Source organism: Pantoea sp. VS1 (assembly GCF_002207995.1).
GTDB classification, from domain to species: Bacteria; Pseudomonadota; Gammaproteobacteria; order Enterobacterales; family Enterobacteriaceae; genus Pantoea; species Pantoea dispersa.
Window position 1 is genome coordinate 134,076 of record NZ_NHZE01000009.1, and the last position, 26,275, is coordinate 160,350.

A 26,275-nucleotide genomic window follows, 5' to 3' on the forward strand; every position below is an offset into this window, starting at 1 on the left:
CCCAGTGCCGGGACGGGCACTATTGTTAACCCAACGCCGTGTGAGGTTGTTACTTAATTTGCATAAAAATTGTGACTTGTGCGACTTTTTTCGATCTGGCTCGCAGATGTGGCGCGGCTTAACTCTCGGTGGGGTCGATATCCAGCGTCCATTTGACTTTACGCGCGGCGGGCAGGGTGGTGACCAGCGGCAGTGAACTGCTCAGCAACTGCTGCAGCCGCTTGCGCGACGGATGCTGTAGCAGCAGTTGCCAGCGCCAGCGTCCGCTGCGCTTCGGTGCCAGCGCCGGCACCGGCCCCATCAGCCACATCGCCTCATCTTTGAGCGGGCTGGCTTCCAGCAGGTTACGCAGCTGAGTAAGGAACTCCGCAGCCTGCGCATTATCCAGATCTTCCGCACGAAACAGTGCGTGGCTGGTCCACGGCGGCAGCTGCACTGACTGACGCTCCAGCAGCGTCTGATCGGCAAACGCAAAATAGCCGCGATGCAGCAGCGTTTGCAGCAGTGGATGTTCCGGATGGTGCGTCTGTAGTAACACTTCGCCCTGCTTACCGGCGCGGCCGGCGCGGCCGGCGACCTGTGTGTAGAGCTGGGCAAAGCGCTCGGCGGCACGGAAATCGGCGGAAAACAGCGCGCCATCGACATCCAGCAGCGATACCAGCGTCACGTCCGGGAAGTGATGGCCTTTAGCCAGCATCTGCGTGCCGACCAGAATGCGCGCTCCGCCGCGATGCACATCGGCCAGATGCTGTTCCAGCGCGCCTTTCCGGCTGGTGGTGTCGCGATCGATGCGCGACACCGGCACGCCAGGAAACAGCGTGCTGAGCTGCTGCTCCAGCTGTTCCGTGCCCACGCCGACCGGCAGCAGATGGGTGGAACCGCAGCCCGGACACTGATGCGGCAGCGGACGCTGGCTGTCGCAGTGGTGACAGCGCAGCTGACGATGCTGCTGATGCAGCGTGTAATAACTGTCGCAGCGCTGACACTCCGCCAGCCAGCCGCAGTCGTGGCACATCAGCGCCGGCGAAAAGCCGCGGCGATTGAGAAACAGCAGAACCTGATTATCCGCCTGCAGGTGCTGGCGCATCTTGCCCAGCAGCGCCGGCGCGAGACCGCCTTTCAGCTGCTGCCCCTTGAGATCGATTAGCTGCTGCAGCGCCGGTTTGGCGTTACCGGCGCGTTTGGTCAGGTTGAGCTGGCGATATTTACCGACACGCACGTTGTGCAGCGTCTCCAGCGCCGGCGTCGCCGAGCCCATCACAATCGGCACATCTTCTTCGTGAGCGCGGAATACCGCCAGATCGCGCGCCTGATAGCGCCAGCCCTCCTGCTGTTTGTAGGAGCTGTCGTGTTCTTCATCAATGATGATCACGCCCGGCCGCGCCAGCGGGGTGAACAGCGCGGATCGTGTGCCGATGACAATGGCGGTCTCGCCGCTGCGCGCGCGCAGCCATACCGCCAGACGCTCGCTGTCATTGAGCGCCGAGTGCAGCACATCAATCGGCGCATCGAAGCGTTCACGGAAACGAGCGATGGTTTGCGGCGTCAGGCCAATTTCCGGCACCAGCACCAGCGCCTGTTTACCGCGCGCCAGCACATTCTCCAGCACGCTGAGATAGACCTCGGTTTTACCCGATCCGGTAATGCCTGCCAGCAGCCACGCGGCGTAATGTTCATCCTCGCTGCGAATGGCGCCCACCGCCATCGCCTGATCGGTATTCAGCCGCAGCCGTTCACCTTTCACCGCGAAACTGGCGCGCCAGTCGTGCTGCTGTGGCGCATGTTCGCGCAGGTCGCACAGGCCTTTGGCACGCAGTGCCTGCAGCGCGGCATCGGTAAAATCCTGCTCGCCGATCTGATGCCGATACAGCGGCCGCTGACGCAACGCCGCCAGCGCCTGCTGCTGTTTCGGCGCGCGCTTCAGGCTTTCCAGCGCCACTTCGCGCCCGGCTTCGTTCACCACCCACTGCCACAGCGGCGCTTCCTGGGCCGGTTTACCTTGACGCAGCAGTACCGGCAGCGCATGGCTGAGCACTTCGCCGAGCGGAGAGTGATAGTAGCCGGCGGCCCAGTTGAGGATGCGCCACAGCGCCGGCGAAAACAGCGAGCGGTCATCGAGTAACGCATCAATCTGTTTCAGCTGGGCAAGGGGGAGATCGCTGGTGGCGCGCGTGCTAACCACGATGCCCGTCATTTTCCGGTTGCCGAACGGTACGCTCACGCGCGCGCCGGCCACCGGCTGCGGCGCATCGGCGGGCAGCAGGTAGTCAAACAGGCGAGGCAGCGGAACGGGCAGGGCAACCTGAACAACGGGCATGTCGATCTCTATCCGGTTCTGTAAAAAGGAGAAGTAGTGTACACGCTGGCGTCACCCCCGTCATACTTCAGCGCGCGGCGGCGCTGGCTGCAGGCGTTTCCCCGGCATGGCAGAGCGCGGCGCATTGCGCGGATTTGATCAATGCGCTCATTTTCTGTATACTATGCCGCCTTTGATGAGATGACTCGTCAAAGATACACCATTTATTAACCGCGTGTGGTGCTGTGCAGGTTCGCCTGGCACGGAGAGCGACACGGCCTTTTATGAGGTTCTCCCATGAAACAAGGTATTCACCCGAAATACGAAGCTGTGACCATCACCTGCTCTTGCGGCAACGTGATCAACACCCGTTCAACCATGACTGGTACCCTGAACCTGGACGTGTGCGGCAAATGCCACCCGTTCTACACCGGTAAGCAGCGTGTTGTTGACTCTGGTGGTCGTGTTGATCGCTTCAACAAGCGTTTCAGCATCCCAGGCAGCAAGAAATAAGATTATTTGCCGGCGAATCTTCACGATTCGGTTGCAAGAAAAAACCCAGCCTCGGCTGGGTTTTTTTATTTCTGGCCTCAGTATTCCCAGCTGTCGGGATCGATGCCCATCTCACGCATAATCTGTTTTGCTTCTTCCGGAATCTCGTCGCTGCGCTCTTTACGCAGATCAACATCATTCGGCAGCGGTTGCCCGGTGAAGGCATGCAAAAAGGCTTCGCACAGCAGTTCGCTGTTGGTGGCGTGACGCAGATTGTTCACCTGACGGCGGGTACGCTCATCCGTTAAAATCTTCAGCACTTTCAGCGGGATAGAAACTGTAATCTTCTTAACCTGCTCGCTCTTCTTACCGTGTTCAGCGTAAGGGCTGATATATTCGCCGTTCCATTCAGCCATGGGTTACCTTAATCAATAAAAAGTTGAATATGGGGAAATCCGTTGATTATGCCCGATTTTTCGATGCCTGACCGCTTAAACTGCCGGTTTTATGCTTACACATCGCGTTTCACAGGAAAGCGCGCTGAACACCAGGCGATGACGCGTAATTTTAGCGGGTATTGCGGCTTTGCTCAATCTATACGCAAAGACATTTAGATGTCCAGATGTATTGACGTCCAGTTGCGGAATGTTATTCTGTTGCCACTTTTTTATTACACTTCAGGAACAGTAAGCACCATGACGCGTAAACAGGCAACCATCGCAGTACGCAGCGGTTTGAATGATGACGAGCAATATGGCTGCGTTGTCCCACCGATTCACCTCTCCAGCACCTATAACTTCCTCGATTTCAACGAGCCGCGCGCGCATGACTATTCACGCCGTGGTAACCCGACGCGCGATGTGGTCCAGCGCGCGCTGGCTGAGCTGGAAGGGGGCGCGGGCGCGGTGCTGACCAACACCGGGATGTCGGCGATTCATCTGGTGACGACGGTGTTCCTGAAGCCAGGCGATCTGCTGGTGGCGCCGCACGACTGCTACGGCGGCAGCTATCGTCTGTTTGACAGCCTGAGCAAGCGCGGCGCTTACCGCGTGAAGTTTGTCGATCAGGGCGATGAAGCGGCGCTGGCGGCGGCGCTGGCGGAAAAACCAAAGCTGGTACTGGTCGAAAGCCCGAGCAATCCGCTGCTGCGCGTGGTGGACATTGCGGCCATCTGCGCCGCCGCGCGTGCTGCCGGTGCGGTGAGCGTAGTGGACAACACCTTCCTCAGCCCGGCGCTGCAGAACCCGCTGGCGCTGGGTGCCGACCTGGTGATCCACTCCTGCACCAAATACCTGAACGGTCACTCGGACGTGGTGGCCGGTGCGGTCATCGCCAAAGATCCGGCGCTGGTCACGGAACTCGCCTGGTGGGCGAATAACATTGGCGTCACCGGCGCGGCATTTGACAGCTATCTGCTGCTGCGCGGCCTGCGCACCCTGGCACCGCGCATGGCGGCGGCGCAGCGTAACGCCCTGGCGATTGTTGATTACCTGAAGCAACAACCGCTGGTGAAAAAGCTGTATCATCCGTCTCTGCCAGAGAACGCCGGCCACCAGTTTGCCGCGCGTCAGCAGCGCGGTTTTGGCGCCATGCTCAGTTTTGAACTCGACGCCGATGAGGCGCGGCTGCGCCGCTTCCTGAAGGCGCTGCAGCTGTTTACGCTGGCGGAGTCGCTGGGCGGCGTGGAAAGTCTGATTTCGCACACCGCCACCATGACGCACGCCGGCATGTCGGCGGACGCGCGTGCCGCAGCGGGCATTTCCGACTCGCTGCTGCGTATTTCTGTCGGAATTGAAGATCACGAAGATTTAATCGCCGACCTGGATAATGCATTCAGGATCGCAGCCGAGGGGTAACCATGACGATTTCAGCAGGCGCGGGAACGCCGATCAAGCAGTTGCATAAATTTGGTGGCAGTAGCCTGGCCGACGCGCGCTGTTATCAGCGCGTCGCCGGTATCATGGCCGATTACAGCCAGCCGGGCGACTTAATGGTGGTCTCTGCCGCAGGCAGCACCACTAACCAGCTGATCAGCTGGCTCAAGCTGAGCCAGAGCGATCGCTTATCGGCCCATCAGGTGCAACAGGCGTTACGCCGTTTTCACAGCGAGTTGATCGCTGCACTGCTGCCTGCTGAATATGCAGAAACCCTGACCGCAGCCTTCATCCGCGATCTTGAACGCCTGGCGGCGCTGCTCGACGGCGCCATCACCGATGCGGTGTACGCCGAAGTGGTTGGCCACGGCGAAATCTGGTCGGCGCGCCTGATGGCGGCGGTGCTCAGCCAGCGCGATATCGAAGCGGCGTGGCTGGACGCGCGCGACTTCCTGCGCGCCGAACGTGCGGCGCAGCCGCAGGTAGATGAAGGCAAATCCTGGCCGCTGCTGCAGGCGCTGCTGGCGCAGCATCCACATAAGCGTCTGGTGGTGACGGGTTTTATCAGCCGCAGCGAAGCGGGCGAAACCGTGCTGCTCGGCCGTAACGGCTCTGACTACTCGGCAACGCAGATTGGCGCGCTGGCGGGCGTGAACCGCGTCACCATCTGGAGCGACGTGGCTGGCGTTTACAGCGCGGACCCGCGCAAGGTCTCTGATGCCTGCCTGCTGCCGCTGCTGCGGCTGGATGAGGCCAGCGAGCTGGCCCGACTGGCGGCGCCGGTGCTGCACACGCGTACGCTGCAGCCGGTCTCCAACAGCGACATCGATTTACAGCTGCGCTGCAGCTATCAGCCGGAGCAGGGCTCAACGCGCATTGAGCGCGTGCTGGCATCCGGCACCGGCGCGCGCATTGTCACCAGCCACGACGATGTCTGCCTGGTTGAGATTCAGATTCCCGATAGCCACGATTTTGCCACCCAGCAGAAAGAGATCGATCTGCTGCTGAAGCGCGCGCAGCTGCGTCCGCTGGCGATGGGTATCCATCCGGATCGCCGCCTGCTGCAGCTGTGTTACACCTCGGAAGTGGTCAACAGCGCCTTTAACCTGCTGCAGGACGCGGCGCTGCCCGGTCATCTGCAGCTGCGCGACGGTCTGGCGCTGGTGGCGCTGGTCGGTGCTGGCGTAACGCGTAATCCGCTGCACAGCCATCGCTTCTGGCAGCAGATCAAAGACCAGCCGGTCGAATTCGTCTGGCAGTCAGAAGATCACATCAGCCTGGTGGCGGTGCTGCGCGTCGGACCGACCCAGCACCTGATTCAGGGACTGCACCAGTCGCTGTTCCGCGCCGAGAAGCGCATCGGCCTGATCCTGTTCGGCAAAGGCAATATCGGTTCACGCTGGCTGGAGCTGTTCGCGCGCGAGCAGGAGACGCTGTCGGCGCGTACCGGGTTCGAGTTTGTGCTGGCGGGCGTGGCGGACAGTAGCCGCAGCCTGCTGAGCTATGACGGCCTCGACGCCAGCCGGGCGCTGGCCTTCTTTGATGATGAAGCCGAAGCGCGTGACGAAGAGTCGCTGTTCCTGTGGATGCGCGCGCACCCGTTTGACGATCTGGTGGTGCTGGACGTCACCGCCAGTGATTCGCTGGCGCAGCAGTATCACGATTTTGCCAGCCACGGCTTCCACGTCATCAGCGCCAATAAAGTGGCCGGCGCTGCCAGCGGCCAGAGCTGGCGTCAGGTACGCGATGCCTTCGCCAAAACCGGTCGCCACTGGCTGTATAACGCGACCGTGGGTGCCGGATTGCCGGTCAATCACACGGTGCGCGACCTGCGCGAAAGCGGCGACAGCATTCTGGCGATCAGCGGTATCTTCTCCGGCACGCTGTCGTGGCTGTTCCTGCAGTTTGACGGCACGGTGCCGTTCAGCGAGCTGGTCGATCAGGCGTGGCAGCAGGGCTTGACCGAGCCCGACCCGCGCGTTGATCTCTCCGGTCAGGACGTGATGCGCAAACTTGTGATTCTGGCGCGCGAAGCCGGTTACGACATCGAACCGGATCAGGTGCGGGTTGAATCGCTGGTGCCGTCACAGTGCGAAGGCGAATCCATCGACCACTTCTTTGAAAACGCCGACGAGTTGAACGAGCAGATGCTGCAGCGCTTCGAAGCCGCACAGGAGATGGGTCTGGTGCTGCGCTACGTAGCGCGTTTCGATGCCAACGGTAAAGCGCGCGTCGGCGTGGAAGCGGTGCGTCCGGAGCATCCGCTGGCGGCGCTGCTGCCGTGTGATAACGTGTTTGCCATTGAAAGCCGCTGGTATCGCGACAATCCGCTGGTGATCCGCGGGCCGGGCGCCGGCCGGGATGTCACCGCCGGTGCGCTACAGTCTGATATCAATCGTCTCGCCCAACTGCTGTAAACCTGCTGCGCAGACGGCGTCCGCTGTCTGCGTTTTTCCCTCTGCTTCCCCGTCAGGTGAATCCCTTTCACTTTGGTTGAATATTTGTCACGCCCGGCAAGCAATTTTATGTTGACGCTAAGCTGAAGATCGTTCATTTTGTGCATCTGGACGTCTAAACGTATGGATGTTCGCGGTTCGCAAATTAATCGATATGTGATGATGAGGTAACAGGATGAGTTTCTTTCATGCCAATCAGCGCGAAGCGCTGAACCAGAGCCTGGCTGAGCTGAACGGGCAAATTAATGTCTCTTTTGAGTTTTTCCCGCCCCGCACCAGCGAAATGGAAGCAACCCTGTGGAACTCCATCGACCGCCTGAGCAGCCTGAAACCCAAATTCGTCTCGGTAACTTACGGAGCCAACTCCGGCGAGCGCGACCGCACTCACAGCATCATCAAAGGCATTAAAGAGCGCACCGGACTGGAAGCGGCACCGCACCTCACCTGTATTGATGCGACGCGCGATGAACTGCGCGCCATTGCGCGTGACTACTGGAATAACGGCATTCGCCATATCGTGGCGCTGCGCGGCGATTTACCACCGGGCGGCGGCAAACCGGACATGTACGGCAGCGATCTGGTGTCGCTGCTGAAAGAGGTCGGTGATTTCGACATCTCGGTAGCGGCCTATCCCGAAGTGCATCCGGAAGCGAAGAGTGCGCAGGCGGATCTGATCAACCTGAAGCGAAAAATTGATGCCGGCGCCAGTCGCGCGATTACCCAGTTTTTCTTCGACGTGGAGAGCTATCTGCGCTTTCGCGATCGCTGCGTGGCCACCGGTATCGACGTGGAGATCGTGCCGGGCATTCTGCCGGTCTCCAACTTTAAACAGCTGCAGCGTTTCGCCACCATGACCAACGTGCGCGTACCGGGCTGGATGAACGCCATGTTTGACGGGCTGGATGATGATGCGGAGACGCGCAAAATGGTCGGTGCCAACATCGCCATGGACATGGTGAAAATCCTGTCGCGCGAAGGGGTGAAGGACTTTCATTTCTACACGCTGAACCGCGCCGAGATGAGCTACGCCATCTGCCACACGCTGGGTGTTCGCCCGACGCTGGCGGCATAAGCGTGAAAGGATAAAAAAGAGAAGGGGGCCTCAGGGCCCCCTTCTTGCTGTGATGCGCCGCCAGCCGTTAGCCAGTGTTACGCATGCCGGCCGCGACGCCGGCGATAGTGACCATCAGCGCCTGTTCTACGCGCGCATCAGGTTCATCGCCGCGCTCTTCCTGCGCACGCGCACGCTGTAGCAGTTCCGCCTGCAGCACGTTGAGCGGATCGGTGTAGACGTTACGCAGCGCGATGGATTCGGCGATCCACGGCTGGTCCGCCATCAGATGCGCATCGTTCGCGATGGTCAGCACCGCTTTGATGTCGGCATCGAGCTGATCGCGCAGCTGTTTGCCGAGCGGCCACAGCGATTTATCCACCAGACGCTGATCGTAATACTCCGCCAGCCACAGGTCAGCCTTCGAGAACACCATCTCCAGCATGCCGAGGCGCGTGGCGAAGAACGGCCATTCGCTGCACATGGTTTCCAGCTGATCCTGATGGCCTTCGTCCATCGCTTTCTGCAGCGCCGCGCCGGCACCCAGCCACGCGGGCAGCATCAGGCGGTTCTGCGTCCAGGCGAAGATCCACGGAATGGCGCGCAGCGACTCTACGCCGCCGGTCGGACGCCGTTTCGCCGGGCGCGACCCGAGCGGCAGTTTACCCAGCTCCTGCTCTGGCGTCGCCGAGCGGAAGTAGGGTACGAAGTCCGGATTTTCACGCACATAGCCGCGGTACATGGCGCACGAATAGGCTGACAGGCCGTTCATGATCTCCTGCCATTCTCGTTTTGGCTCTGGCGGTGGCAGCAGGTTGGCTTCCAGAATCGCCCCGGTGTAAAGCGACAGGCTGGCGATGGTGACTTCCGGCAGGCCATATTTGAAGCGGATCATTTCGCCCTGTTCGGTCACGCGCAGGCCGCCTTTCAGGCTGCCCGGCGGCTGTGACAGCAGGGCTGCATGCGCCGGTGCGCCACCGCGGCCAATCGAACCGCCGCGTCCGTGGAACAGCGTCAGGGTAATGCCGGCTTTGTCGCAGGTTTTAATCAGCGCATCCTGGGCCTGATACTGTGCCCAGCTGGCTGCCATCACGCCGGCATCTTTTGCCGAGTCGGAATAGCCAATCATCACCATCTGCTTGCCGTTGATGAAGCCGCGATACCAGTCGATATTCAGCAGCTGGCTCATCACGTCATTGGCGTTGTTGAGGTCGTCGAGGGTTTCAAACAGCGGCGCCACCGGCATTGCGTAAGGGATACCGGCCTCTTTCAGCAGCAGATGCACCGCCAGCACGTCAGACGGCGTTTTGGCCATCGAAATCACATAGGCGGCAATCGAGCCCTGCGGCGCTTCTGCCGCCACTTTGCAGGTATCCAGCACTTCACGCGTGTTGTCGCTGGGCTCCCACTGCCGCGGCAGCAGCGGCCGCTTGGAATTCAGTTCACGGATCAGGAACGCCTGCTTGTCGGCTTCTGACCAGCTTTCGTAGTCGCCCAGTCCGAGATAGCGCGTCACTTCGGCAATCGCTTCGGTGTGGCGGGTGCTCTCCTGACGGATATCGATACGCACCAGCGGCACGCCGAAGCACTTCACGCGGCGCAGCGTATCCAGCAGCTGGCCGTTGGCGATGATGCCCATGCCGCACTGCTGCAGCGACTGGTAAATAGCAAACAGCGGCTGCCACAGTTGATCGTTAGAGACCAGCAGATCGGCCGGACGCGGCAGGCGCTCACCCTTCAGGCGGCGCTCCAGATAGCTCTGGGTGCTCATCAGCTGGCTGCGGATACGCTTCAGAATCACACGATACGGCTCCAGCGCCTCCGCATCGCCACACAGTTCGCGCACTTCGTCGCTGCACTCGGACATTGACAGCTCGGACACCAGCACGCCGATGTCGCGCAGGAACAGGTCGGCGGCTTTCCAGCGGCTTAGCTGCATCACGTGGCGGGTAATCGGTGCGGTGACGTTCGGGTTACCGTCACGGTCGCCGCCCATCCACGAGGTAAATTTGATTGGCACGAAATCCACCGGCAGCTGGATGCCGAAGCTCTCTTCCACCTGCTGGTTCAGCTCGCGCAGAAACGCCGGTACGCCTTCCCACAGGCTGTTCTCCACCACCGCGAAGCCCCATTTGGCTTCATCTACCGGCGTCGGGCGATATTTACGGATCTCATCGGTGTGCCACGCCTGCGCTACCAGCTGACGCAGACGGCGCATAACCTGGTTGCGTTCGTAGTCGGTGATGTCACTGTGGTCGAGCTGCTGCAGACAGCTGTTCACTTCGCCCAGCTTGTGGATCAGCGTGCGGCGGGTAATTTCGGTCGGGTGGGCGGTGAGCACCAGCTCCAGCGACAGCTCCTCAATCGCCTGGCGGATGGCCGGCTCGCTGAGATCGCTCTGCTGCTTCAGGCGCTCGAAGGTCTTTTTCAGCAGCTCCGGATGGTTAGCACCGTCGCCGCTGCGCGAAATGGTTTGATACTGTTCTGCCACGTTGGTGAGGTTAAGGAACTGGCTGAACGCGCGTGCCACCGGCAGCAGCTCGTCGTTAGACAGGTTTTGCAGCGTGGAGAGCAGTTCCTTACGATGAGTGTCATTTCCTGCACGGGATGACTTAGAGAGCTTGCGGATGGTCTCCACCCGATCGAGGATGTTCTCTCCCAGTGCATCCTTTATCGTATCCCCGAGCAGTTTGCCGAGCATACTGACATTACTTCGCATTGCGGAATATTGTTCGTTCATGTGACCCTGACACCCTTATCGTCTTAAATATAAAACCTCTATACCCAACGGGCATAACATCGTCTTTTATCTAGCCACGGTTCTTCCTGTTCGTCAATTGACTTAAATTGCCGGTATCGTGCTGCTAACTATCGGAAATTCATCGAATTTAATTGACAGGAGGTGGGATAAGTTATTCTTATTATCAAATCCCGGATAATGACGGGGCAATTTGCTGATTTCGCAGTGAAATGCCCCATCTTTTAATCATCAATGGCAAAAATGCTGTACAACCTGAGTGATAAGCGCATGAGTCGGCTTAATAAATGCAGTATCAATAAACTCATCTGGCTGATGCGCCTGATTGATGGATCCAGGCCCTAATACCAGCGTCGGGCACAACTGCTGGATAAACGGCGCTTCGGTGCAGTAATTCACCACTTCTGTCGGCACGCCCAGCAGCTTCTCCACCACTTTGACCAGTTCATGATCGGCCGGGCATTCGTAACCGGGAATCGGCGGATGCAGCTCACCTACGGTCAGACGGCCCGGCCAGCGCGCGCTCACCGGTGCCAGCGCTTCATTGAGTAAACCGTCGAGATCGCTCAGCGTCAGTCCCGGCAGCGGACGGATATCCATATGCAGCTCACAGCAGGCGCAGATGCGGTTCGCCGCGTCGCCGCCGTGGATATGGCCAAAGTTCATGGTCGGATAGGGAATGGCGAAGCCGTCGTGGTGATAGCGCTCTTTCAGCGTATTACGCAGCTGCATCAACTGAGTAATGGATTCATGCATCAGCTCGATCGCGTTCACGCCGCGCGCCGGATCGCTGGAGTGCCCGGACTGACCCTGAATGCGGATGGCGTGCGACAGATGGCCTTTGTGGGCGCGCACCGGTTTCAGCGACGTCGGTTCGCCGATGATGGCGCAGTCCGGCCGCAGCTGGGTCGATTCAGAGAAGTATTTCGCGCCGGCCATCGTGGTCTCTTCATCGGCGGTGGCAAGGATGTACAGCGGTTTGCTGAGCTTCGTCACGTCAACGTCACGCAGCGCATCAAGAATAAAGGCAAAGAAGCCTTTCATGTCGGCGGTGCCTAAGCCGTAAAGCTTGTTGTCGTGTTCGGTCAGGGTAAAGGGATCGCGCGTCCAGCGGCCGTCGTCATACGGCACGGTGTCGGTATGGCCCGCCAGCAGCAGGCCACCTGCGCCGCTGCCGCTGCGCGCCAGCAGGTTGAATTTGTGGCGTGTACCCGGCACCGGCTGGACTTCCACGCTGAAGCCGAGATCGCGGAACCAGCCCGCCAGCAAATTGATTAAAGTTTCATTGCTCTGATCCAGCGCGCTGTCGGTGGCGCTGATCGACGGTGTTGCAATCAGCTGGCGGTAGAGTTCGATAAAAGGTGGAATTTTTGTCTTCACTGTTGACGGTCCCTGGGTTAGGATGTATCAATATTAATGCATTAATAGTGAATAAAAATACATTAACGTCGTCTGCATGTGAACTGAAAAAAGCTGCAAACGGCATCGTGGGCAACGGGGCAATGCCGCGACCCGATACGTGTGACTGTAATAAGGTATACAGCCTGATGTTGAATACGCTGATCGTTGGTGCCAGTGGTTATGCTGGCGTAGAGCTTGCCACCTACCTGAATCGCCACCCGCATATGAACATAACCGCTTTGGCGGTTTCAGCGCAAAGCCCGGATGCCGGAAAGTTACTCTCCGATCTCCATCCGCAGCTGAAAGGCAGGGTCGATTTGCCATTGCAGCCGCTGGGTGATGCCGCAGAGTGGGCCGGCAAGGTCGATGTGGTGTTCCTCGCCACCGCACACGAAGTCAGCCACGATCTGGCCCCGGAATTCCTGAAAGCCGGCTGCGTGGTGTTCGACCTCTCAGGTGCGTTCCGCGTTAACGACGACGGCTTTTATCAACAGTATTACGGTTTCAGCCATCAGCACCAGGCGTGGCTCGACAAAGCCGTTTACGGCCTGGCCGAATGGAACCACGCGCAGATTAAAGACGCGCAGCTGGTGGCGGTGCCGGGCTGCTATCCGACCGCCGCGCAGCTGGCGCTTAAGCCGCTGATTGAGGCTGGCCTGCTTAATCCGGCTCAGTGGCCGGTCATCAATGCCACCAGCGGCGTCAGCGGTGCCGGGCGTAAAGCCAGCGTCACCACCAGCTTCTGTGAGGTCAGCCTGCAGCCTTACGGTCTCTTCAATCACCGTCACCATCCGGAGATTGTGGCCCATCTCGGCACGCCGGTGATCTTCACGCCGCATCTCGGTAATTTCCCGCGCGGCATTCTGGAAACCATCACCTGTCGTCTGAACGCCGGCGTGAGCCAGCAGGATGTGGCGGCGGCGTTCCACAGCGCCTACCACGACAAACCGCTGGTGCGGCTGTACGACAAAGGCGTACCGGCGCTGAAAGCGGTGGTTGGCCTGCCGTTCTGCGATATCGGCTTTGCCGTGCAGGGCGAGCACCTGATTGTTGTCGCAGCGGAAGACAACCTGCTGAAAGGCGCCTCCTCACAGGCGGTGCAGTGTCTCAATATTCGTTTCGGCTTCCCCGAAACGCTGTCTCTGATTTAACGGACGGATAACCTGACCATGAGCAATCCTCTGATCATTAAGCTGGGCGGCGTACTGCTGGATAGCGAAGAAGCGCTGGCGCGTCTGTTTGATGCCCTGTTGGCGTACCGCACGCAGTATCAGCGTCCGCTGATCATCGTCCACGGCGGCGGCTGCCTGGTGGACGAGCTGATGAAGAAACTGGCGCTGCCGGTGAAAAAGAAGAACGGTTTGCGCGTGACGCCAGCCGATCAGATCGACATTATTACCGGTGCGCTGGCCGGCACCGCCAACAAAACGCTGCTGGCATGGGCGAAGAAGTACGGCATTGGCGCAGTGGGTTTATGCCTCGGCGATGCCGGACTGGTGAACGTGGCACAGTTCGATGAGGAGCTGGGGCATGTTGGCAACGCCACGCCGGGCAATCCGCAGCTGCTCAATACGCTGCTGGATGCAGGCTATATGCCGGTGATCAGCTCGATTGGCATCACCGACGGCGGCGAACTGATGAACGTCAACGCCGACCAGGCCGCGACCGCGCTGGCGGCGACGATTGGTGCCGATCTGGTGCTGCTGTCGGACGTCAGCGGTATTCTCGACGGCAAAGGTCAGCGCATCGCCGAGATGACCGCAGCCAAAGCCGAGCAGCTGATTGCCCAGGGCATTATTACCGATGGCATGATTGTGAAAGTGCATGCGGCGCTCGACGCGGCGCGTACGCTGGGCCGCCCGGTGGATATCGCCAGCTGGCGTCATGCTGAACAGCTGCCAACCCTTTTCAACGGCGTGTCGATTGGCACCCGGATTCTCGCATAATCAAGGATTACGACATGAGCACGCAAAACATCAAAAAAATCGTTCTGGCTTACTCGGGCGGTCTGGATACCTCGGCCATCATTCCCTGGCTGAAAGAGAACTACGGTGGTTGTGAAGTGGTGGCGTTCGTGGCCAACATTGGTCAGGATCCGGCCGATCTGGAAGGCGTAGAGAAGAAAGCGCTGCAGTCGGGCGCGTCTGAGTGCCACGTGGTCGATCTGCGTGAAGAGTTTATCAGCGAATACGTTTACCCGGTGCTGCAGACCGGTGCGCTGTACGAAGGCACCTATCTGCTGGGCACCTCAATGGCGCGTCCTATCATCGCCAAAGCGCAGGTTGAGCTGGCGCTGAAAGTGGGCGCAGATGCGCTGTGCCACGGCGCAACCGGTAAAGGCAACGATCAGGTGCGTTTCGAAACCACCTATACCGCGCTGGCACCGCAGCTTAAAGTGGTGGCGCCATGGCGTGAGTGGAACCTGCGTTCGCGTGAAGCGCTGCTGGATTACCTGAAAGAGCGCAATATCCCGACCACCGCATCGCTGGAAAAAATCTACAGCCGTGATGAGAACGCCTGGCACATCTCGACCGAAGGTGGCGTGCTGGAGAGCCCGTGGAACGCGCCAAACAAAGATTGCTGGGTGTGGACCGTCGATCCGCTGGAAGCGCCGGATCAGCCCGAAAACGTCACCGTCCGCGTGGAGAAAGGCCAGGTTGTCGCGGTGAACGGTGAGAAACTGAGCCCGTTCCAGTGTCTGGAAAAACTCAATGCACTGGGAGCGAAACACGGCGTGGGCCGGATTGATATCGTGGAAAACCGTCTGGTGGGCATCAAATCACGCGGCTGCTACGAAACTCCGGGCGGCACCATCATGGTCAACGCGCTGCGTGCGGTTGAGCAGCTGGTACTGGATCGCGACAGCTTCAAATGGCGTGAGCAGCTGGGTCAGGAGATGTCTTACGTGGTGTATGACGGCCGCTGGTTCGCACCGCTGCGTCAGTCAATCCAGGCCGCTGCCGCATCGCTGGCAGAGCTGGTGAACGGGGAAGTGGTACTGCAGCTGTACAAAGGCCAGGCCACGGCGATCCAGAAAAAATCGGCGAACAGCCTGTACTCAGAAGAGTTTGCCACCTTCGGCGAAGACGAAGTGTACGATCACCGTCACGCGGGCGGCTTTATCCGTCTGTTCTCGCTCTCTTCACGCATTCGCGCGCTGAACGAGCAGAAGAAGTAATACCGGCGGCAGGCGACATATTTTGCAGGGGCGGCTTCGGGCCGCCCTTTGTTTAACAGATTCAGGAGCAAGCAGATGGCACTTTGGGGCGGACGTTTTTCGCAGGCGGCAGATCAACGGTTTAAACAGTTCAACGACTCACTGCGGTTTGACTACCGTCTGGCGGAGCAGGACATCGTCGGTTCGGTGGCCTGGTCAAAAGCGCTGGTCACGGTAAACGTGCTGAGCAGTGAAGAGCAGCAGCAGCTGGAAGCCGCGCTGAATGCGCTGCTGGAAGAGGTTCGCGCCAATCCGCAGCAGATTCTGCAGAGCGATGCCGAGGATATTCACAGCTGGGTGGAAGGCAAGCTGATCGACAAAGTCGGCGCGCTGGGCAAAAAGCTGCACACCGGGCGCAGCCGTAACGACCAGGTGGCGACCGATCTCAAACTGTGGTGTAAAACGCAGGTGGCACTGCTGCTGGAAGCCACGCGCGAGCTGCAGTCAGCGCTGGTGGCCACGGCTGAAGCCAATCAGGATGCCGTGATGCCGGGCTACACCCACCTGCAGCGGGCGCAGCCGGTGACGTTTGCCCACTGGTGTCTGGCCTACGTTGAGATGCTGGCGCGCGACGAGAGCCGTCTGCAGGATACGCTGAAGCGGCTGGACGTCAGCCCGCTGGGCTGCGGCGCGCTGGCCGGTACTGCTTATGAGATCGACCGTGAGCAACTGGCCGGCTGGCTCGGCTTCGCCTCTGCCACGCGTAACAGCCTGGATACCGTGTCCGACCGCGATCACGTGCTGGAGCTGCTGTCTGATGCCTCGATTGGCATGGTGCACCTGTCGCGCTTCGCTGAAGACATGATCTTCTTCAACACCGGTGAAGCCGGCTTTATTGAGCTGTCCGATAAAGTGACGTCGGGCTCATCGCTGATGCCGCAGAAGAAAAATCCGGACGCGCTGGAGCTGATCCGCGGCAAGTGCGGTCGCGTGCAGGGCGCACTGACCGGCATGATGATGACGCTGAAAGGGCTGCCGCTGGCGTATAACAAAGATATGCAGGAAGACAAAGAAGGGCTGTTCGATGCGCTCGATACCTGGCTTGACTGCCTGCATATGTCGGCGCTGGTGCTGGACGGCATTCAGGTGAAGCGTCCGCGCTGTCAGGAAGCCGCCGAGCAGGGTTACGCTAACTCGACCGAACTGGCCGATTATCTGGTAGCCAAAGGCGTGCCGTTCCGCGAAGCGCACCACATTGTCGGCGAAACCGTGGTGGAAGCGATCAAACAAGGCGTCGCGCTGGAAGCATTAAGTCTGGCGCAGCTTAAGCAGTTTAGCGCGGCGATCGGGGAAGATGTTTATCCGGTGCTGTCGCTGCAGTCTTGTCTCGATAAGCGTAACGCGCGCGGCGGCGTGGCACCACAGCAGGTGGCGCTGGCGATCGGCGAAGCGAAGCAGCGCTTAAACCTGGCGTAATGCGCGCCAGGAAATTTCTTTCGCAAAAAAGAGACAATTCTTGATCGGCCTGGCGTGAAGAGTTCTTAAAGTGTGCTCGCAGTTAATTTGGAGAACATAAATGAGCACTTCACGCTTTGGCTACCCTTTCTTTCCTCTGGAGCCGGCCGTTGAAAACCAGGTTCCTGTCACCTTCGACTCCGCCTCGGTGAATGACGGCGGTTTTATTGTCGATGGCGAAATCACCCGCGATACGCGCCCTGCGCTGAACGGCTATGCCGGCCGTGGCGTCACGCTTGAGTGTTACCATCACGGCGAGTTAGTGGGCAGCACGCTCAGCGATGCTCAGACCGGCTACTTCAGTTTTACGTTGCCTGCCGCGCTGGCGGGCGGGAGTCATCAGTTCGTGGCACAGGTGGCGGCAATGCCGCAGAGCGCCAGCGCACCCTTCACGCTGATCGTGGAGGATGCCGGTTTTGTACCGGTCACGCTAACCGCCATGCACAGCGGCACGCAGTTTATCTGGCCGGAAGAGAGCACTACGCAAACCCAGCCGACCTTTTCCGGTAAAGGCCAGCCCGGCAGCCGGGTTGAGCTATTTGATAACGATGAGCCGCTCGGCAGTGCGCTGGTCGATAGCGATCACAAATGGACCTTTACGCCGTCTTATGCGCTGGCCGCTGGCGAGCATCAGATCGTGGTGACATGCGGCGCAGGGAATGTCAGTGCGCCGGTCAGCCTGATCGTCGCGGATGATATTACGGGAGATGTGGCCCGGCCGGAGGCACTCAGTGGCCTGCATCTGCACGACCTGCTGGCCAGCGTGCCGGTTAACCTGTTCCAGGACGCGGAGCTTAACCCGGCCACGCAGCAGTATGAGCTGGTGCTGAATAATGACGATCTGCAGCAGGAGCTGACGCAGTCCGGTATCGTCAGTCACTCCCTGGTGCTGACGGAGCAGGATTTGCAGCAGTTGCTGGGTGATGTGCCACTGTGATGCAGAGGCAAAAAAAAGCGGGCTTTGAGTAGCCCGCCAACCTCTAGCTTCGGAATTACATATAGTTATAGGCACATCATCAAAGGGCTGGCACTCCCGGCCAACTCAGTGATTTCGTGAGCAGGTTGCAGGTGCTGCTCCAGATTGTTGTTGTTGCGTGTCTGCGTTAGCCGCTTTAACAATCTGTGGTCTTAATCAGATGGCCGGTATTATTCCTGTTCACCGCTTGATAGGGCTAATCGTTCATTGCTATTCTATCTATCGCCACGGGCTATCGTGGTTTGGAGGCTATCAATGAACATTCGTGATCTGGAATATCTGGTTTCGCTGGCGGAACATCGCCACTTTCGTCGTGCCGCTGATGCCTGTCATGTCAGCCAGCCGACCCTGAGCGGGCAGATTCGCAAGCTGGAAGATGAACTGGGTGTGATGCTGCTGGAACGGACCAGCCGTAAGGTGCTGTTTACTCAGGCTGGACTGCTGCTGGTGGATCAGGCGCGAACCGTGCTGCGTGAAGTGAAGGTACTGAAGGAGATGGCCAGCCAGCAGGGCGAAACCATGTCCGGGCCGCTGCACATTGGTCTGATTCCGACCACCGGTCCCTATCTGCTGCCGCATATTATTCCGATGCTGCATCAGACCTTCCCGAAACTCGAGATGTATCTGCACGAGGCGCAAACGCAGCAGCTGCTGGCGCAGCTCGACAGCGGTAAGCTCGACTGCGCCATTCTGGCGCTGGTAAAAGAGAGCGAAGCTTTTATTGAAGTGCCGCTGTTTGATGAACCGATGAAGCTGGCGATCTATCAGGATCACCCGTGGCACGATCGCGATCGTGTGCCGATGTCGGATCTGGCCGGTGAGAAACTGCTGATGCTGGAAGATGGTCACTGTCTGCGCGATCAGGCGATGGGCTTCTGTTTCGAAGCCGGCGCTGATGAAGATACCCATTTCCGCGCGACCAGCCTGGAAACGCTGCGCAACATGGTAGCAGCCGGCAGCGGTATCACTTTGCTGCCGTCGCTAGCGGTGCCGAATGAGCGCGTACGTGATGGCGTGTGCTATCTGCCGTGTTACAAACCGGTGCCGCAGCGCACCATCGCGCTGGTGTATCGTCCGGGATCGCCTCTGCGCAGCCGCTATGAGCAGCTGGCAGAAGCAATTAAAACCCACATGCAGGGTTACCTGGACCGTTCGTTAAAACAGGCGGTTTAAGCCGTTTAACGCCGCCACGCGGTAGGCTTCGGCCATGGTGGGGTAGTTGAAGGTGGTGTTCACGAAATACTCAATCGTGTTACCGCCGTTCTTCTGCTCCATGATGGCCTGGCCGATGTGGATGATCTCCGCCGCACGCTCGCCAAAGCAGTGAATACCCAGAATCTCTTTGGTTTCGCGGTGGAACAGGATCTTCAGGCTGCCGACGTGCATGCCGACAATCTGCGCGCGCGCCAGATGCTTAAACTGCGCACGGCCCACTTCATACGGCACTTTCATCGCCGTCAGCTGCTGTTCGGTTTTGCCGACGGAGCTGATTTCCGGAATGGTGTAAATCCCGGTCGGGATATCTTCAATCAGGTGCGCGGTGGCTTCCCCTTTGATGATCGCCTGCGCGGCAATGCGGCCCTGATCGTAAGCGGCAGAGGCCAGGCTCGGGTAACCAATCACGTCGCCCACCGCATAAATGTGCGGCTGCGCAGTCTGATACATACTGTTCACTTTCAGCAGTCCACGGCCATCGGCTTCCAGCCCGACGTTTTCCAGCGCCAGTGAATCGGTATTACCGGTACGGCCGTTAGCGTACAGCAGGCAATCGGCTTTGACCTTTTTGCCGGACTTGAGGTGCATGATGACGCCATCGCTGACACCTTCAATCTTCTCAAACTCTTCGTTGTGACGAATCACCACGCCGCTGTTCCAGAAGTGATAAGAGAGTGAATCAGACATCTCCTGATCGAGGAACGCCAGCAGGCGATCGCGGGTGTTGATCAGGTCAACCTTGACGTTAAGTCCGCGGAAAATCGACGCATATTCACAGCCAATCACGCCCGCACCGTAAATGATGACGTGGCCGGGTTCATGATGCAGGTTGAGGATGGAGTCAGAATCGTAAATGCGCGGATGGGTAAAATCGACGTCCGCCGGGTGATACGGGCGGGAACCACAGGCGATGACAAACTTCTCTGCGGTTAAGCGCTCGCGTGTGCCGTCTGGCTGTTCCACTTCGATGGTGTTGGCATCAACAAAATGGGCGTCGCCCTGATAAAGCTCACAGCGGTTACGCTCGTAAAAGCCCTGACGCATGGCAGTCTGCTGGCTGATGACGTTCTCAGTATGATTCAGAATGTCGGCGAACGAGGAGCGCAGGAGTCGGGTGTGATCGCTATAAAGAGGGTTTTGATTGAACTCGATGATACGGCTGACAGCGTGACGCAGAGCTTTGGAAGGGATGGTTCCCCAGTGAGTACAACCGCCGCCGATGTTGTGGTAGCGTTCGATCACTGCAATGCGCGCTCCCTGCTTCACCAGCCCCATCGCCGCACCTTCGCCGCCCGGACCGGAGCCAATCACAATGGCATCGTAATCGTAAGACTTTTGCATACCAGTACGTCCTATGTTTCTATACATTTTTACAACGAGATTCTAACATCTCGCCGCGCACATCTGAATTCTAACAGCGTAAATTGGCAAAGTTTGACAATCAGTGAGGTTAACAGGCGGTCACAAACTTTGCGCCGCTGTACGCTGAAAAGTTTGTTATAGTGCCTGCCTGATTACTCACAAGGCCGGGAAAATGGGCGTTCGAGCGCAACAAAAAGAACGTACACGACGTTCACTGATTGAAGCGGCATTCAGTCAGTTAAGTGCAGAAAGGAGTTTTGCCAGCCTGAGTTTACGCGAAGTGGCACGCGAAGCCGGCATTGCACCGACCTCGTTTTACCGTCACTTTCGCGATGTGGATGAACTCGGCCTGACGATGGTCGATGAAAGTGGCCTGATGCTGCGCCAGCTGATGCGCCAGGCGCGCCAGCGCATTGCCAAAGGCGGCAGCATCATTAAAACCTCGGTCGCCACGTTTATGGAGTTCATCGGGAACAATCCCAACGCTTTTCGTCTCTTACTACGCGAGCGCTCCGGCACCTCAGCGGCTTTTCGTGCGGCGGTCGCGCGGGAGATTCAGCACTTTATCGCTGAACTGGCCGACTACCTTGAGCTGGAAAACCGCATGCCGCGCAGCTTTACCGAAGCGCAGGCAGAAGCGATGGTGACGATTGTGTTCAGCGCCGGCGCGGAAGCGCTGGATGTGGATATCGAACAGCGGCGCAAACTGGAAGAGCGTCTGGTGCTGCAGCTGCGAATGATCGCCAAAGGCGCGTATTACTGGTATCGCCGGGAGCAAGAGCGCCTGGCGGTTACCCTGGAAACCCCCGAAGAGTAATGTGATAAGGATAATGAAATGATTGAGCAAAACCCTCGCGATAAAGGAACGCTGTTACTGGCTTTTATCACCGGTTTAGCTATCAACGGCTCCTTTTCGGTGCTGTTCAGCACCTTTGTTCCCTTTTCGATTTTCCCGCTGATCGCCCTTGGCCTTGCCACGTGGTGTCTGCATCAGCGCTATCTCAACCGCAATATGCCGGACGGCATGCCTTCGCTGGCGGCGGCATTTTTTCTGCTGGGGATTCTGGTGTACAGCGCGCTGGTGCGTGCCGAATATCCGGATATCGGGTCTAACTTCATCCCGACCATTCTGATGGTGGCGCTGGTGTTCTGGATCGCCATGCGCTTCCGCCGCAGCAAGAACAAGCACTGAAAACAATCACGGGAACCGCAGGGTTCCCGTTTTTTCAGGCTTTGCGCGTCAGTAACACACCGCATTCCATATGGTGGGTGTAAGGGAACTGGTCAAACAGCGCCAGCCGCGTGACGGTATGCGTGGCACTCAGTACGCTGAGATTGTCGCACAGCGTCTGCGGATTACAGGAAATATAGAGAATGCGCGGATAGGCCTGCACCATCTTCACCGTCTCGTCATCCAGCCCGCTGCGCGGCGGATCGACAAAGATGGTCTCGCACTGATAGCTGTTGAGATCGATGCCTTCCAGACGGTTGAAGCTGCGCACGCCGTTCATCGCCTGGGTAAACTCTTCGGCTGCCATACGAATAATTTGCACGTTGTCGATGTGGTTGGCCGCGATGTTGTACTGCGCCGAAGCCACCGACGGTTTGGCGATTTCCGTCGCCAGTACGCGGCGGAAGTTACGCGCCAGCGCCAGCGAAAAGTTGCCATTGCCACAGTACAGCTCCAGCAGATCGCCGCGCGAATCTTGCGTCACGTCCAGCGCCCACTCCAGCATCTGAATATTCATCGCCGCATTCGGCTGGGTGAAGCTGTTCTCCACCTGACGATAGATCATCTCCTGGCCGGCTACCGGCAGGCGCTCATCGACGTAATCGCGATCGAGACAGATTTTGGTTTTCGTGGCACGGCCAATCAGCTGCACATCAAACCCTTCTGCACGCAGACTATCGCGCAGCGCAGTCGCGGCTTCGGTCCAGTCGGCTTCCAGCTTGCGGTGATACAGCAGTGAAATCACGATCTGGTTGCTGAGGGTGGAGAGATAATCGATCTGGAACAGTTTGAAACGCAGCGCGCGATTATCGCGGATCGCGGCGATCAACTTTGGCATCAGCGTGTTGATCAACTGGCTGGCCGCCGGAAACTGATCGACGCGGATACGCTGTTTAGTCTCTTGATCGAAGATGATGTGATAAAGATCGTCACCGTCGTGCCAGATGCGGAATTCGGCGCGCATACGATAGTGGCTGACCGGCGAGCGGAACACCTCCACGTCGGGCGTTGCGTAGGGGGCCATCATCGCCTGTAAGCGGCTGACTTTTTCCGCCAGTTGCGCGTCGTATTGTTCAATCGGGAGTTGTTCGGGTGTCATCTTCAATCCTGGTGTTAAGCCTGCCTGCCGGGCGATTGTAGGCATTCACCTGCTGATGTCCAGTCCCGGACGGTGCAGGAAGGCTGGCAGTCTGGATTTCCGGCCTTCTTAAACGTAGACTGCGGCTGCCGGCCTCCTTGAGTTAAAAGGGAATCCAGTGTGAATCTGGAGCTGACGCGCAGCGGTAAAAGAATGTCGTGGTGATCGCAATTGCAGACACTGTCCTCGCGGATGGGAAGTCTTCACCACTTATGATTCCCAGCCCGAAGACCTGCCGGTGTGACGTCGCAACTTCTGAGATCATCGCGTGCTATCGATCCCGGACCTGCGGCATCCTGCTTCGTCTTTTGGATGCTATAACAATGAAAACAACACCCGCTTCGCTGTTTGCCTTTAGTGCAACGGCGTTGTCGCTCTGGGCGCAATCTGGCTACGCGCAGCAGAATGATGATACGCAAATCGTTACCGCCAACCGGTTTTTGCAGCCGGTTTCCTCCGTTCTCGCGCCGACGACAGTCGTGACCCGCGACGATATCGATCGCTGGCAGGCGAAAAGCCTGACGGACGTCATGCGTCGCCTGCCTGGCGTGGACATCGCGCAAAACGGTGGCCTCGGCCAGCTGAGTTCGCTGTTTGTGCGCGGCACCAACTCCAGCCACGTACTTATACTCATTGACGGTATCCGGCTAAACCAGGCGGGTGTGTCCGGATCGTCTGATTTAAGCCAGATTCCGCTTTCTCTGGTCCAGCGCATCGAATATGTGCGCGGTGCGCGCTCGGCGGTGTATGGCTCCGATGCGATTGGCGGCGTGGTGAACATCATCACCGGTCGTGATAAGCCAGGCACGACGCTGAGCGCGGGCGTGGGCTCGAAAGGCTATCAAAACTATGAAGGTTCTACCCAGCAGCAGCTGGGCGCAGCCACGACGCTGACCATGGCGGGCAACTACACCTATACGCGCGGCTATGATGTGGTGGCGAACCTGCCGGATGTGTATGGCGATCCGGCGCAGAAAGATCGCGATGGCTTCATGAACAAGACACTGTATGGCGCGCTGGAGCACCAGTTCAGTGACGGGCTGAGCGGCTTTGTCCGCGGCTACGGTTTTGACAGCCGTACGGCCTACGACGGCACCTACAGCTACGATAACAGTTTTAACATCAACGGATTAAACGATACCCGCCAGCTCTACAGCCAGACCTGGGACAGCGGCCTGCGTTACAGCAACGACATTTATTCGACGCAGCTGATCGCCAGCTACAGCCGCAGCAAAGACTATAACTATGATCCGCGTACAGGCCGCTACGGCCCGTCGACCACGCTGGATGACAGCAAGCAGTACAATGTGCAGTGGGGCAATACGTTGCAGGTGGCGCAGGGCAGCGTAAGCGCGGGCGTGGACTGGCAGAAACAGACCACGGAACCCGGCACCGCTTACGTGGCTGACAGCACCGAACTGCGTAACACCGGCATTTATGCCACCACCCAGCAGCAACTGGGCAGCGTAACGCTGGAAGGCGCGGTACGCGGTGACGACAACAGCCAGTTTGGCTGGCACGGCACCTGGCAGGGCGGGGCGTCATGGGCGTTTGTTGATGGCTATAGCGTGTTTGCCAATTACGCGACGGCGTATAAAGCGCCTCGTCTCGGCCAGTTGTATGGTTCTTATGGCAACAGCGACCTGAAGCCGGAAGAGAGTAAACAGTGGGAAGCGGGCTTCTCTGGCCTGACCGGGCCGGTAAACTGGCGCGTATCCGGTTATCGTAACGATATCGATAATCTGATTGATAGCGATCCCACCACCTATATCTATTACAACATCGATAAAGCGCGCATTAAGGGCGTAGAAGCCACGGCGTCGTTCGATACCGGTCCGCTTAGCCATCAGATTTCTTACGACTATGTCGATGCGCGCGATGCTGAAACCGATCAACCGCTGGTGCGCCGTGCGAAGCAGCAGGTGAAATACCAACTCGACTGGACGATTTATGAGTTTGACTGGTCACTGACCTATCATTATCTCGGCGATCGCTATGATACGGATTACAACCACGCCTTTACCCCGCAGCGCGTCAAACTGGGCGGTGTAAGTTTATGGGATCTGGCAGTTTCGTATCCGGTCACATCACAGCTCACCGTTCGTGGTAGAATTGCCAACCTGTTCGATAAAGACTACGAGACAGTGTATGGCTATCAAACTCCAGGAACGGAGTACTACCTCAGCGCCAGCTACAGCTTCTGATCTGCGCCCCACCGTGCTGGTGTTTGACTCCGGCGTCGGTGGGCTCTCCGTCTATGATGAGGTCCGGCAACTGCTGCCGGGCCTGCACTATCTCTATGCCTTCGATAATGCCGGCTTCCCTTACGGTGAAAAAAGCGAAGAGTACATTGTTGAGCGGGTCGTGGCGGTGGTGGAGGCTATCGTACAGCGCGTGCCGCTGGCGTTAGTGGTCATCGCCTGTAACTCCGCCAGTACTGTATCGCTGCCAGCGTTGCGTCAGCGCTTTGAATTCCCGGTCGTTGGCGTCGTGCCGGCAATTAAACCGGCGGCCCGTCTGACGCGTAACGGCGTGGTCGGCCTGCTGGCCACGCGCGGCACGGTGAAACGGCCTTACACCCATGAGCTGGTGGCGCAGTTTGCGCGCGAATGTAAAATCGAAATGCTGGGCTCGGCGGAACTGGTCGAACTGGCGGAAGCCAAACTGCACGGAGAAACGGTGTCGCTGGACGATGTGCGTCGCGCAGTGCAACCGTGGCTACGCATGAAGGAGCCGCCGGATACCGTGGTGCTGGGTTGTACCCATTTCCCGCTGTTACGTGAAGAGCTGCAGCAGGTGTTGCCTGACGGCACCCGGCTGGTGGATTCGGGCGCAGCCATTGCACGGCGCACCGCCTGGTTGTTAGAGCACGAAGCGCCTCAGGCGCGTTCCAGCGGACAGAATGTGGCATTTTGTACGCGTATGGATGACGAAGTGGTGCAATTATCACCGGTTTTGCAGCGTTATGGCTTTCCGCTGCTGGAAAAACTGGCGATTTGACGGGCTTTCGCCGAAAAAAACAGCACTCGAAAATTAATTTGCATTTAGCCCTTGTCAGCCCGAAAGAACTCCCTATAATGCGCCTCCACTGACACGGCACAACGGCTTACGAAGCGCCCTGTTAGTGAGGTGGCCTTTAACGGCAACCTTCAGAAAAGCAAAAATAAATGCTTGACTGAAAAAGCGGAAAGCGTAATATACGCATCCCGCGCCGCTTGAGAAATCGCGGCACTGCTCTTTAACAATTTATCAGACAATCTGTGTGGGCACTCGCAGGATTGATATCACAAGCCTACGGGCTTTAAAAAATATCAAGTCTTTGCTGAGTGAACACGTAATTCATTACGAAGTTT

General features: G+C 58.5%; 20 protein-coding genes and 1 riboswitch. Of the genes, 14 read left to right on the forward strand and 6 right to left on the reverse strand.

Annotated elements, in window-relative coordinates:
- Positions 1 to 118 precede the first annotated feature (118 nt).
- Positions 119 to 2,317: a primosomal protein N' gene (priA, locus tag CBW22_RS05355; protein ID WP_088516190.1), complete on the reverse strand. Its 2,199-nt coding sequence runs from the start codon at positions 2,315 to 2,317 to the stop codon at positions 119 to 121.
- A 276-nt stretch (positions 2,318 to 2,593) separates the two neighbouring features.
- On the opposite strand from priA, the gene rpmE reads away from it, so the two are divergent.
- Positions 2,594 to 2,809 carry a 50S ribosomal protein L31 gene (gene rpmE, locus CBW22_RS05360; RefSeq protein ID WP_021506837.1) on the forward strand — a complete coding sequence of 72 codons (216 nt, stop codon included), beginning with the start codon at positions 2,594 to 2,596 and terminating at the stop codon, positions 2,807 to 2,809.
- A gap of 77 nt (positions 2,810 to 2,886) precedes the next feature.
- Here rpmE and metJ read toward each other — a convergent pair whose 3' ends face one another.
- On the reverse strand, positions 2,887 to 3,204 hold the full coding sequence (metJ, locus tag CBW22_RS05365) for a met regulon transcriptional regulator MetJ (protein WP_007885403.1): 318 nt from the start codon (positions 3,202 to 3,204) through the stop codon (positions 2,887 to 2,889).
- Positions 3,205 to 3,483: 279 nt separating this feature from the next.
- On the opposite strand from metJ, the gene metB reads away from it, so the two are divergent.
- The 3 genes from metB (at position 3,484) to metF (ending at position 8,190) form a co-directional block, all read left to right on the forward strand.
- Complete coding sequence (metB, locus tag CBW22_RS05370; RefSeq protein ID WP_021506836.1) at positions 3,484 to 4,644, forward strand: cystathionine gamma-synthase; 1,161 nt, start codon at positions 3,484 to 3,486, stop codon at positions 4,642 to 4,644.
- A 2-nt stretch (positions 4,645 to 4,646) separates the two neighbouring features.
- Positions 4,647 to 7,079, forward strand: a complete 2,433-nt coding sequence (locus CBW22_RS05375) for a bifunctional aspartate kinase/homoserine dehydrogenase II (RefSeq protein WP_021506835.1) — start codon at positions 4,647 to 4,649, stop codon at positions 7,077 to 7,079.
- Between the two features lie 214 nt (positions 7,080 to 7,293).
- Complete coding sequence (gene metF, locus CBW22_RS05380) at positions 7,294 to 8,190, forward strand: methylenetetrahydrofolate reductase (RefSeq protein ID WP_021506834.1); 897 nt, start codon at positions 7,294 to 7,296, stop codon at positions 8,188 to 8,190.
- A gap of 67 nt (positions 8,191 to 8,257) precedes the next feature.
- Here the strand turns inward: metF and ppc are convergent, their stop codons facing one another.
- A complete protein-coding gene (gene ppc / locus CBW22_RS05385) occupies positions 8,258 to 10,909 on the reverse strand; it encodes a phosphoenolpyruvate carboxylase (RefSeq protein WP_031279588.1) in 2,652 nt (883 codons plus the stop codon).
- A 249-nt stretch (positions 10,910 to 11,158) separates the two neighbouring features.
- Complete coding sequence (argE, locus tag CBW22_RS05390) at positions 11,159 to 12,307, reverse strand: acetylornithine deacetylase (protein WP_021506832.1); 1,149 nt, start codon at positions 12,305 to 12,307, stop codon at positions 11,159 to 11,161.
- Between the two features lie 167 nt (positions 12,308 to 12,474).
- Here argE and argC point away from each other — a divergent pair, with 167 nt between their 5' ends.
- The 6 genes from argC to oxyR all read left to right on the forward strand — a co-directional run bounded on the left by argC (position 12,475) and on the right by oxyR (position 19,149).
- Complete coding sequence (gene argC, locus CBW22_RS05395) at positions 12,475 to 13,479, forward strand: N-acetyl-gamma-glutamyl-phosphate reductase (protein ID WP_088516191.1); 1,005 nt, start codon at positions 12,475 to 12,477, stop codon at positions 13,477 to 13,479.
- Positions 13,480 to 13,497: 18 nt separating this feature from the next.
- Complete coding sequence (argB, locus tag CBW22_RS05400) at positions 13,498 to 14,274, forward strand: acetylglutamate kinase (protein WP_021506830.1); 777 nt, start codon at positions 13,498 to 13,500, stop codon at positions 14,272 to 14,274.
- A 14-nt stretch (positions 14,275 to 14,288) separates the two neighbouring features.
- Complete coding sequence (locus tag CBW22_RS05405; RefSeq protein WP_088516192.1) at positions 14,289 to 15,506, forward strand: argininosuccinate synthase; 1,218 nt, start codon at positions 14,289 to 14,291, stop codon at positions 15,504 to 15,506.
- Between the two features lie 75 nt (positions 15,507 to 15,581).
- Positions 15,582 to 16,961, forward strand: a complete 1,380-nt coding sequence (argH, locus tag CBW22_RS05410) for an argininosuccinate lyase (RefSeq protein WP_088516193.1) — start codon at positions 15,582 to 15,584, stop codon at positions 16,959 to 16,961.
- Positions 16,962 to 17,061: 100 nt separating this feature from the next.
- Positions 17,062 to 17,937 (forward strand): Ig-like domain-containing protein, encoded by an 876-nt coding sequence (locus CBW22_RS05415; protein WP_088516194.1) that lies wholly within the window; start codon positions 17,062 to 17,064, stop codon positions 17,935 to 17,937.
- Positions 17,938 to 18,231: 294 nt separating this feature from the next.
- A complete protein-coding gene (gene oxyR, locus CBW22_RS05420; RefSeq protein WP_021506826.1) occupies positions 18,232 to 19,149 on the forward strand; it encodes a DNA-binding transcriptional regulator OxyR in 918 nt (305 codons plus the stop codon).
- On the opposite strand, the gene sthA is transcribed toward oxyR, so the two are convergent.
- A complete protein-coding gene (sthA, locus tag CBW22_RS05425) occupies positions 19,132 to 20,532 on the reverse strand; it encodes a Si-specific NAD(P)(+) transhydrogenase (RefSeq protein WP_021506825.1) in 1,401 nt (466 codons plus the stop codon). The two genes, oxyR and sthA, sit on opposite strands and share 18 nt — an antisense overlap.
- Positions 20,533 to 20,725: 193 nt before the next feature.
- Between sthA and fabR the strand changes: the two genes are divergently transcribed.
- Together fabR and CBW22_RS05435 are read left to right on the forward strand one after the other, a co-directional pair.
- On the forward strand, positions 20,726 to 21,370 hold the full coding sequence (fabR, locus tag CBW22_RS05430) for an HTH-type transcriptional repressor FabR (RefSeq protein ID WP_031279587.1): 645 nt from the start codon (positions 20,726 to 20,728) through the stop codon (positions 21,368 to 21,370).
- Positions 21,371 to 21,388: 18 nt separating this feature from the next.
- Positions 21,389 to 21,745 (forward strand): YijD family membrane protein, encoded by a 357-nt coding sequence (locus CBW22_RS05435; RefSeq protein ID WP_088516195.1) that lies wholly within the window; start codon positions 21,389 to 21,391, stop codon positions 21,743 to 21,745.
- Positions 21,746 to 21,779: 34 nt separating this feature from the next.
- Here the strand turns inward: CBW22_RS05435 and trmA are convergent, their stop codons facing one another.
- Complete coding sequence (trmA, locus tag CBW22_RS05440) at positions 21,780 to 22,883, reverse strand: tRNA (uridine(54)-C5)-methyltransferase TrmA (protein ID WP_088516196.1); 1,104 nt, start codon at positions 22,881 to 22,883, stop codon at positions 21,780 to 21,782.
- A 112-nt stretch (positions 22,884 to 22,995) separates the two neighbouring features.
- Positions 22,996 to 23,177, forward strand: a riboswitch (cobalamin riboswitch).
- Positions 23,178 to 23,245: 68 nt separating this feature from the next.
- Here trmA and btuB point away from each other — a divergent pair.
- The gene (gene btuB, locus CBW22_RS05445; protein WP_088516197.1) at positions 23,246 to 25,126 is read left to right on the forward strand and encodes a TonB-dependent vitamin B12 receptor BtuB; all 1,881 of its coding nucleotides are present in this window, start codon (positions 23,246 to 23,248) and stop codon (positions 25,124 to 25,126) included.
- Entirely contained in the window at positions 25,071 to 25,922 is an 852-nt protein-coding gene (gene murI, locus CBW22_RS05450) for a glutamate racemase (RefSeq protein WP_088516198.1), read from the forward strand. Before btuB ends, murI begins: the two co-directional genes overlap by 56 nt.
- The last annotated feature ends 353 nt before the right edge of the window (positions 25,923 to 26,275 follow it).

What these genes read in the sequence shown, in the direction of transcription:
- priA (WP_088516190.1), bottom strand. Translation starts at nt 2,317, where the DNA reads ATGCCCGTTGTTCAGGTTGCCCTGCCCGTTCCGCTGCCTCGCCTGTTT.
- rpmE (WP_021506837.1), top strand. Translation starts at nt 2,594, where the DNA reads ATGAAACAAGGTATTCACCCGAAATACGAAGCTGTGACCATCACCTGC.
- metJ (WP_007885403.1), bottom strand. Translation starts at nt 3,204, where the DNA reads ATGGCTGAATGGAACGGCGAATATATCAGCCCTTACGCTGAACACGGT.
- metB (WP_021506836.1), top strand. Translation starts at nt 3,484, where the DNA reads ATGACGCGTAAACAGGCAACCATCGCAGTACGCAGCGGTTTGAATGAT.
- CBW22_RS05375 (WP_021506835.1), top strand. Translation starts at nt 4,647, where the DNA reads ATGACGATTTCAGCAGGCGCGGGAACGCCGATCAAGCAGTTGCATAAA.
- metF (WP_021506834.1), top strand. Translation starts at nt 7,294, where the DNA reads ATGAGTTTCTTTCATGCCAATCAGCGCGAAGCGCTGAACCAGAGCCTG.
- ppc (WP_031279588.1), bottom strand. Translation starts at nt 10,909, where the DNA reads ATGAACGAACAATATTCCGCAATGCGAAGTAATGTCAGTATGCTCGGC.
- argC (WP_088516191.1), top strand. Translation starts at nt 12,475, where the DNA reads ATGTTGAATACGCTGATCGTTGGTGCCAGTGGTTATGCTGGCGTAGAG.
- argB (WP_021506830.1), top strand. Translation starts at nt 13,498, where the DNA reads ATGAGCAATCCTCTGATCATTAAGCTGGGCGGCGTACTGCTGGATAGC.
- CBW22_RS05405 (WP_088516192.1), top strand. Translation starts at nt 14,289, where the DNA reads ATGAGCACGCAAAACATCAAAAAAATCGTTCTGGCTTACTCGGGCGGT.
- argH (WP_088516193.1), top strand. Translation starts at nt 15,582, where the DNA reads ATGGCACTTTGGGGCGGACGTTTTTCGCAGGCGGCAGATCAACGGTTT.
- CBW22_RS05415 (WP_088516194.1), top strand. Translation starts at nt 17,062, where the DNA reads ATGAGCACTTCACGCTTTGGCTACCCTTTCTTTCCTCTGGAGCCGGCC.
- oxyR (WP_021506826.1), top strand. Translation starts at nt 18,232, where the DNA reads ATGAACATTCGTGATCTGGAATATCTGGTTTCGCTGGCGGAACATCGC.
- sthA (WP_021506825.1), bottom strand. Translation starts at nt 20,532, where the DNA reads ATGCAAAAGTCTTACGATTACGATGCCATTGTGATTGGCTCCGGTCCG.
- fabR (WP_031279587.1), top strand. Translation starts at nt 20,726, where the DNA reads ATGGGCGTTCGAGCGCAACAAAAAGAACGTACACGACGTTCACTGATT.
- CBW22_RS05435 (WP_088516195.1), top strand. Translation starts at nt 21,389, where the DNA reads ATGATTGAGCAAAACCCTCGCGATAAAGGAACGCTGTTACTGGCTTTT.
- trmA (WP_088516196.1), bottom strand. Translation starts at nt 22,883, where the DNA reads ATGACACCCGAACAACTCCCGATTGAACAATACGACGCGCAACTGGCG.
- btuB (WP_088516197.1), top strand. Translation starts at nt 23,246, where the DNA reads ATGAAAACAACACCCGCTTCGCTGTTTGCCTTTAGTGCAACGGCGTTG.
- murI (WP_088516198.1), top strand. Translation starts at nt 25,071, where the DNA reads ATGGCTATCAAACTCCAGGAACGGAGTACTACCTCAGCGCCAGCTACA.